Origin of the sequence: Streptomyces sp. NPDC056600, assembly GCF_042792855.1 — a bacterium.
Classification (GTDB): Bacteria; Actinomycetota; Actinomycetes; order Streptomycetales; family Streptomycetaceae; genus Streptomyces.
On sequence record NZ_JBHTVQ010000123.1, the window covers coordinates 1 to 6,722 of the forward strand.

Sequence of the window (6,722 nt, forward strand, 5' to 3'; positions counted from 1 at the left end):
GCCGCGGACAGCGGCGGGGCCGTTCTCGTCGTGCCGCGCAGCGGTCCCGTCAGGGTGGCCGAGCCGATCAGGGGTGGCTGAGCCGGTCAGGGTGGCTGCGCCGGTCAGGGGTGGTTGAGCTCGAACCAGACCGCCTTGCCGGCGGACAGACGGGTGGCGCCCCACCGGCGGGCCAGCCGGCTCACCAGGTACAGACCGCGGCCGCCCTCGTCGGTGGCCCGCGCCTGCCGCAGCCGCGGCAGCTGCGGGACGTCGTCGACCACCTCGCAGCGCAGCACGTCGGTGCGCAGCAGCCGCAGCGTGATCGGCCGGTTCGAGTACCGGACGGCGTTGGTCACCACCTCGCTGACGAGCAGCTGGACCGAGTCGGTCAGCGCCTCCAGCCCCCAGTTCTCCAGGGCCGTCCGGGCCAGCCGCCGCGCCTGGCCCGGCGCCGCGTTCTCCGGGTACAGCTCCCAGGACGCCACGTCGCTGGGAGCGATCCCCTCGAACCGGGCGGCGAGCAGCGCGATGTCGTCGTCGCGGTCACCGGGGCCCAGCATGTCCAGCACCTCGTCGCACAGCGCCTCCAGCGGCGGCGCGTGGTCCTGGCCGGTGAGCCGGGCGGTGGCCTCCAGCTTGTCCCGCAGCTGCTCTATGCCGGTCCACACGTCGCGCAGCCGCGACTCGACCAGGCCGTCGGTGTACAGCAGCAGCGTCGCCCCGGCCGGGGCGTCCAGCTCGACGGCCTCGAAGTCGACCCCGCCCACGCCGATCGGCGCGCCGGCCGGCACCTCCAGCACCTCGGCCCGGCCGTCCATGTGCAGCAGGACGGGCGGCGGGTGGCCGGCGTTGGCGATGGTGATGCGGTGCGCGACCGGGTCGTAGACCGTGTACAGGCAGGTCGCCATCCGGTCGGTGCCCAGCCGCTGCGCCTGCTCGTCCAGGTGGTGCAGGACCTCCTGCGGCGGCAGGTCGAGCCCGGCCAGGGTCTGCGCCGTGGTCCGCAGCTGGCCCATGATCGCCGCGGAGGTCATCGAGTGGCCCATCACGTCGCCGACCACCAGGGCGACCCGGCTGCCGGGCAGCGGGATGGCGTCGTACCAGTCGCCGCCCACCCGGGCGGTCTGGGCGGCCGGCAGGTAGCGGGAGGCCAGGCGCACCCCGGTCGGGCGGGGCAGCGTCTCCGGGAGCATGGTGCGCTGGAGCTCGTCGGCGATGTACGCCTCGCGGCCGTAGAGCACCGCCTTGTCGATGCCCAGCGCGCTGTGCGTGGCCAGCTGGGCGGCGACCAGCAGGTCGTCGCCCTCGAACGGGATGCGCTCGGGGCCGCGCAGGAACACCGCCGCGCCGATCACCCGGCGGCGGCCGCGCAGCGGGGCCAGGATGGCGTGCTGGCCGGTGGCCACCGCGTCGGCGCCCTCGCCGAGCAGCCCGGACAGCGCCTCACGGGCGGACGGCGAGTCGGCGAAGACCGGGCGGACCCCGCGCAGCACCTCGTCCAGCGGGCTGCCCGGCGGCACCTCCGCGTCCGGCGCCTCGCCGGTGGCCAGCGCGGGAAGCGCGGGCAGCGGGTCCGGAGCGCCGGACACCCGGTCGGGCGGGATGCGGTCGGTGCGGCGCAGCCGCAGCACCACCGGACCGGCGGGCCGCTCGTCGCCCACCGGCAGCGGCTCGCGCAGGTGGACCAGGATGGCGTCGGCGAAGGCGGGCACGGTGGCCCGGCACAGGCCCATCACGATCTCGTCGAGGTCCATGCCGCGCGCGATGCGCCGGGTGGCCGCGCCGACGAACCGCAGCCGCTCCCCGTCACGCCGCATGGGAACCGGGCCCGAGCCCGGCCCGGCCGCGCGGCCGCTGCGGCGGTCCTTCCCGGCGGGCGCGCCGGAGCCGCCCGGGGCGCCGGAGTTGCCCGGGCCGCCGGAGTTGCCCGGGCCGCCGGACGGGTCCGGCGCGCCCGCCGGGGGCGGGGCCGCCTTCGCCGCCGCCGTGGTCTTCACCGGCGGGGCGCCGCGACCGTTGCCCCGGCCGCCGCCCTTGCCCTTGCCGCCGGAGGTCTGCTTGGCGGACCGGCGGCGGGACGGCTTGGGCTGCGCGGGGATGGAGTCGGGTGCGGGGCGTGGACGCGGAGCGTCGGCCGGGTCGGCGCCCGTCTCCGGCTGGCTGTGCTCGGACCGGGCGCCGGCGGCGCCCGCGCGCCGGTCGCGCGGCGCCGCGGACCGGGCCGGGCCCGCGCCGGGGCGCACGGAGGCCGGGGTGTCGGGTGTGGGGTGCTCCGTCACGCTTGTCGAATCCATCCGTCCGGGGCCGCCAAAGGCCAATCCCGTGCTCGCCGGCCCTCACCGGCGCCGCCCTCGCGAACCTTCTCCCTCGTCCTGCCACCTGGGCCTGACCTGACGTCAACCCCCGGGAAAACACTTGCCGTTGCCCGCCGGGCGCGTTCCGGAGGACGATCCTACGGTTCGGCCCCCACGATGCATCAAGGGTCTCACGAGGAGACGTGCGCGGGCGTGCGGTCCCAGTCATCCGGCAAGGACGGAACCGTCCAGGCCGGGTCGGGCCGCCAGTTCTCCCACCCGTCGCAGAACGGTGAGCCCCAGGCGCGCACCACCTCCACCGCCTGCCGCCCCGCCTCCCGGACCCGCACCGCGGTGCCCGCGTCCATCAGCCCGGCGCGCTGCGCCTCGGCGAACTCGTCCTCGTCCTGCCACGCCCAGGCGCGGTCCGGGCCGACGACGACGTCCAGGAAGTGGTCCTCGGAGTCCACACCGCCCGCCCAGCGGGCCAGCGGCTCCTCCAGGTTGACGTACCAGTTCTTGAACCGCCAGCCCGATTCCCAGAACAACCACACCGACCACGGACGCCCGGGCTGCGCCAGCTTCAGCACTCCGGTGCCGAACCAGTGGGCGCGGCGGGTGGCGCGGGGCTTGGTGTAGCGCGACTCCAGCGGCTCCCGGTGGACCGGGGTGCCGTCGGCCAGCACCGGTCTGACGCACTCGGTGTCCGGGGCCAGCCAGACCGCCAGCAGTTCGGCGTCGTCACGGACCACGGTGACGGGCCGGCAGATGTGGAAGCCGCTCCCGGCGTTCTCCCGGTACCGCCACAGGATGTGACTGCCGGGGGACCAGTACTCCGTCGCCCCGCTCCCGTCCCGCCGTGCCGCTCCGCAGTCTGCTGTCATGGGCCGATCCTAGGCGTCGTCCGGGCCCGCCCGCTGCGGTGCGGATCACGCGCGTTCACGCGGCGTGCCGGGGAACGGCGCCCCGCGACGCGCCGGAGGGACGGCGCCGGCGGCGTCGGAGGGACGGTCCCGGCCGTCCGGCGGGACCGTCCCTCCGGCCGCCGGGAGGTCAGGGACGGGTCATCCGCAGCACGTCCAGGGCCTCGTCCAGCTGTTCCAGCGTGAGGTCGCCGCGGTCCACGTAACCGCCCTCCAGCACCACCTGGCGGATGGTGCGCCGCTCCGCCAGCGCCCGCTTGGCCACCTTCGCGGCCTCCTCGTAGCCGATGTACCGGTTGAGCGGCGTGACCACGGACGGCGAGGACTCGGCGTACTCCAGGGCGCGTTCGCGGTGCGCGACGATCCCGTCCACCGTCCGGTCGGCCAGCAGCCGGGAGGCGTTGGCGAGCAGCCGCACCGACTCCAGCACGTTCTTGGCGATCACCGGCAGCATCACGTTCAGCTCGAAGTTGCCCGCGGCGCCCGCCCAGGCGACGGTGGCGTCGTTGCCGACCACCTGCGCGGCCACCATCAGGACCGCCTCCGGCACCACGGGGTTGACCTTGCCCGGCATGATCGACGAGCCGGGCTGGAGGTCGGGCAGGCTGATCTCCGCGAGGCCGGTGCGGGGTCCCGAGGACATCCAGCGCAGGTCGTTGCAGATCTTGGTCAGGCTCACCGCGACGGTCCGCAACTGCCCGCTGGTCTCCACGACGCCGTCCCGGGCGCTCTGCGCCTCGAAGTGGTCGCGGGCCTCGGTGAGCGGCAGCCCGGTGTCCCGCGCGACCTCGGCGATCACCGCCGCCGAGAAGCCGGGCGGGGTGTTGATGCCGGTGCCGACCGCCGTGCCGCCCAGCGGGAGCTCCGCCAGGCGCGGAAGCGAGGCGCGCAGCCGCTCCACGCCGTACCGGATCTGCGCCGCGTAGCCGCCGAACTCCTGCCCGAGGGTCACCGGGGTGGCGTCCATCAGGTGGGTCCGGCCCGCCTTCACCGCGTCGGCGAACTCCTCCGCCTTGCGTTCCAGCGCGCCCGCCAGGTGCTCCAGCGCGGGGATCAGGTCCCGGCTGACCGCGGCCGTGGCAGCGATGTGGAGGGAGGAGGGGAAGACGTCGTTCGAGGACTGGGAGGCGTTCACATGGTCGTTGGGGTGGACGTCCCGGCCGAGCCGCTCGGACGCCAGGGACGCGATCACCTCGTTCATGTTCATGTTGGACGAGGTCCCCGAGCCGGTCTGGAAGACGTCCACCGGGAAGTGGTCGTCCCACCCGCCCCCGGCGACCTCGGCGGCCACCGCGCGGATCGCCTCGGCCACCGCGCCGTCCAGCACGCCCAGTTCGGCGTTGACCTTGGCCGCGGCGCCCTTGATCCGGGCCAGCGCCTCGATATGGGCGCGCTCCAGCCGCTGCCCCGAGACGGGGAAGTTCTCCACCGCGCGCTGCGTCTGCGCCCGCCACCTGGCCGTGGCGGGGACCCGCACCTCGCCCATGGAGTCGTGCTCGACGCGCCACTGCCCGGCCTGCCCCTCGGCGCCGGGCCCGTCGAACCCGTCCGCCGCGGCTTCCCGTTCGGTCCCGCTCGTCATCGTCGTCCCTTTCCTCACCCGGGATTCCACCGGCCGGGGCGCCGGCCGGTCCGCCGCACGCCTCCCCCTTCAACCGGTTGACCGGTTCGTCCTCTTCCCAACCGCCCCTACCCGCCAGTACACACCCAAGGGGACATCCGAACGGGACATCGGACCATTCAGGAGGCGTCGTGCACCGCACAGCACCCAGGAACGGCCCCGGCACCGGGCACGGCGCACGAAGCGACACCGGCCACGGCCCAAGCCCCGCCGCCCGGCGCGGCGTCGGACCCGACGACGGGGACGGCGCCGGGCGCGGCGTCCGGCGCGGGGCCTTCCGGCGCGGGGCCGGCCGTGCGGCGGCGGCCTTCGCGGTGGCGGCCACCGCCCTGCTGGGGCTCCCGGCACCTGGAGCCTCGGCCGCTCCGACCGCGGCCGCCTCCACGCCGCTGCCGTCCGCGCTCGAGGCGATCCGCGCGGCCGAGGCGGTCACCCTCTACGGCGACTCCGCCGAACGACCCCTCGACCAGCGCAGGACCTCACTGATCTCGCTGGGCGACAGCGAGATCTCCGGCGAGGGCGTCGGCAACTACGAGTCGCCCACCGACGGCCCGGACAACTGGTGCCACCGCTCCAAGGACGCGGCGATCCACCGCACCGGCATCCCCGCCGACGTCACCTACAACGTGTCCTGCTCCGGGGCGAGCACCGTCAACCTGCGCCTGGGCGGCGCCGCGCAGTACGCCGACGAACTCCCGCAGAGCGACAACCTGGCCGTCAAGGCGCGCAACACCAAGATCAAGATGATCGTGGTCGTGGTCGGCGCCAACGACGACCTGCGGTTCGGCCCGGTGGTCACCGACTGCACGCTGGACTGGCTGCTGCTCCAGGGGCCCTGCTCGCCCGGGCTCCGGGCCGGCTGGCAGGACCGGGTGGACGGCCTGGTGCCCAAGGTGACCTCGACGGTGAACGACCTGCGCACCGTGATGCGCGACGCGGGCTACGCCGACAGCGCCTACAAGCTGGTCCTGATGGGCTACCCGAGCCCGGGAGGCCCCGACATCCGCGACAACCCCGACTTCCCCGGGAAGCTGGCGGGGGGCTGCACCCTGGCCGACGAGGACCTCGCCTGGGCGCGGAACGAGGCGGTCCCCTCGTTCGAACGCGGCATCCGGCAGGCGGCCCGGGCGAGCGGGGCGTACTACCTGGACAACTCGCGGCTCTTCCACGGCCACGAGATCTGCATGGAGGAGACCTGGGTGCGCGGCCTGACGGTCGCCTCCAACCCGTTCCCGCCGGACGAGAACGCGGTGCGCCAGTCCTTCCACCCGAACTACCGTGGCCACACGGCCTTCGCCGCGTGCTTCCGGCAGTTCTACGACTCGGCCTTCCGCGAGGGCAGTTGCGCCGACCCGGCGGGCCCGGCCGGGGTCCAGGTGATCGAGGGGGCCTGGGACGACGCGTTCCGTCCGCTGCGCAACGAGGCGACCGGCACCTGCCTGGACGCCGCGAACGTCTCCAGCCGCAACGACACCGCCGTCACCGGCTACGGCTGCCACGGGCAGCGCAACCAGGACTGGTGGTACGACGGCACGCGTAGGACGGTGCACACCGCGCTCTCCCACGACCGCTGCCTGGACGTCCGCGGCGGCAGTGTCACCGCCGGGACCCGGCTGGTCCTGTGGGACTGCCACGGGAACGCCAACCAGCAGTTCGTGCGGCAGAGCGGCACGCTGCGGCCCGCCTCGGCCACCGGGCTGTGCGCGACGCTGCCCTCGGCCACCGCCGACCTGGTGCTGCGGAGCTGCACGGGGGCGGCGAACCAGCGGTTCGCCTGAGCCGCGTGCGACGGCGCGTGAGCCGCGCGCCGAGACGCGCCCGACACGCGTGCGGCGTGCGCCGAGCCGCGCCCGGCAACGCGCCTGACACGCGTGCGGCGTGCGCCACGGTCTCCCCGTGGCC

Annotated in this window: 4 protein-coding genes; 1 reads left to right on the plus strand and 3 read right to left on the minus strand. The window is 75.2% G+C overall.

All coding sequences use genetic code 11. The features are described from left to right. Positions 1–104 precede the first annotated feature (104 nt). From ACFRAV_RS31120 to ACFRAV_RS31130, 3 genes are all read right to left on the minus strand, one after another. Positions 105–2,276, minus strand: coding sequence for a SpoIIE family protein phosphatase (locus ACFRAV_RS31120; protein WP_382560908.1), 2,172 nt, complete (start codon positions 2,274–2,276; stop codon positions 105–107). A 191-nt stretch (positions 2,277–2,467) separates the two neighbouring features. Continuing rightward, positions 2,468–3,160: a DUF402 domain-containing protein gene (locus tag ACFRAV_RS31125; protein WP_351114690.1), complete on the minus strand. Its 693-nt coding sequence runs from the start codon at positions 3,158–3,160 to the stop codon at positions 2,468–2,470. Positions 3,161–3,329: 169 nt separating this feature from the next. Beyond that, positions 3,330–4,781, minus strand: coding sequence for a class II fumarate hydratase (locus ACFRAV_RS31130; protein WP_382560912.1), 1,452 nt, complete (start codon positions 4,779–4,781; stop codon positions 3,330–3,332). Positions 4,782–5,134: 353 nt separating this feature from the next. Here ACFRAV_RS31130 and ACFRAV_RS31135 point away from each other — a divergent pair, with 353 nt between their 5' ends. After that, the gene (locus ACFRAV_RS31135; protein WP_382560915.1) at positions 5,135–6,598 is read left to right on the plus strand and encodes a ricin-type beta-trefoil lectin domain protein; all 1,464 of its coding nucleotides are present in this window, start codon (positions 5,135–5,137) and stop codon (positions 6,596–6,598) included. The last annotated feature ends 124 nt before the right edge of the window (positions 6,599–6,722 follow it).

Bases quoted from the DNA above. Each gene is read 5' to 3' on its own strand.
- ACFRAV_RS31120 (WP_382560908.1), bottom strand. From the start codon at position 2,276: ATGGATTCGACAAGCGTGACGGAGCACCCCACACCCGACACCCCGGCC.
- ACFRAV_RS31125 (WP_351114690.1), bottom strand. From the start codon at position 3,160: ATGACAGCAGACTGCGGAGCGGCACGGCGGGACGGGAGCGGGGCGACG.
- ACFRAV_RS31130 (WP_382560912.1), bottom strand. From the start codon at position 4,781: ATGACGAGCGGGACCGAACGGGAAGCCGCGGCGGACGGGTTCGACGGG.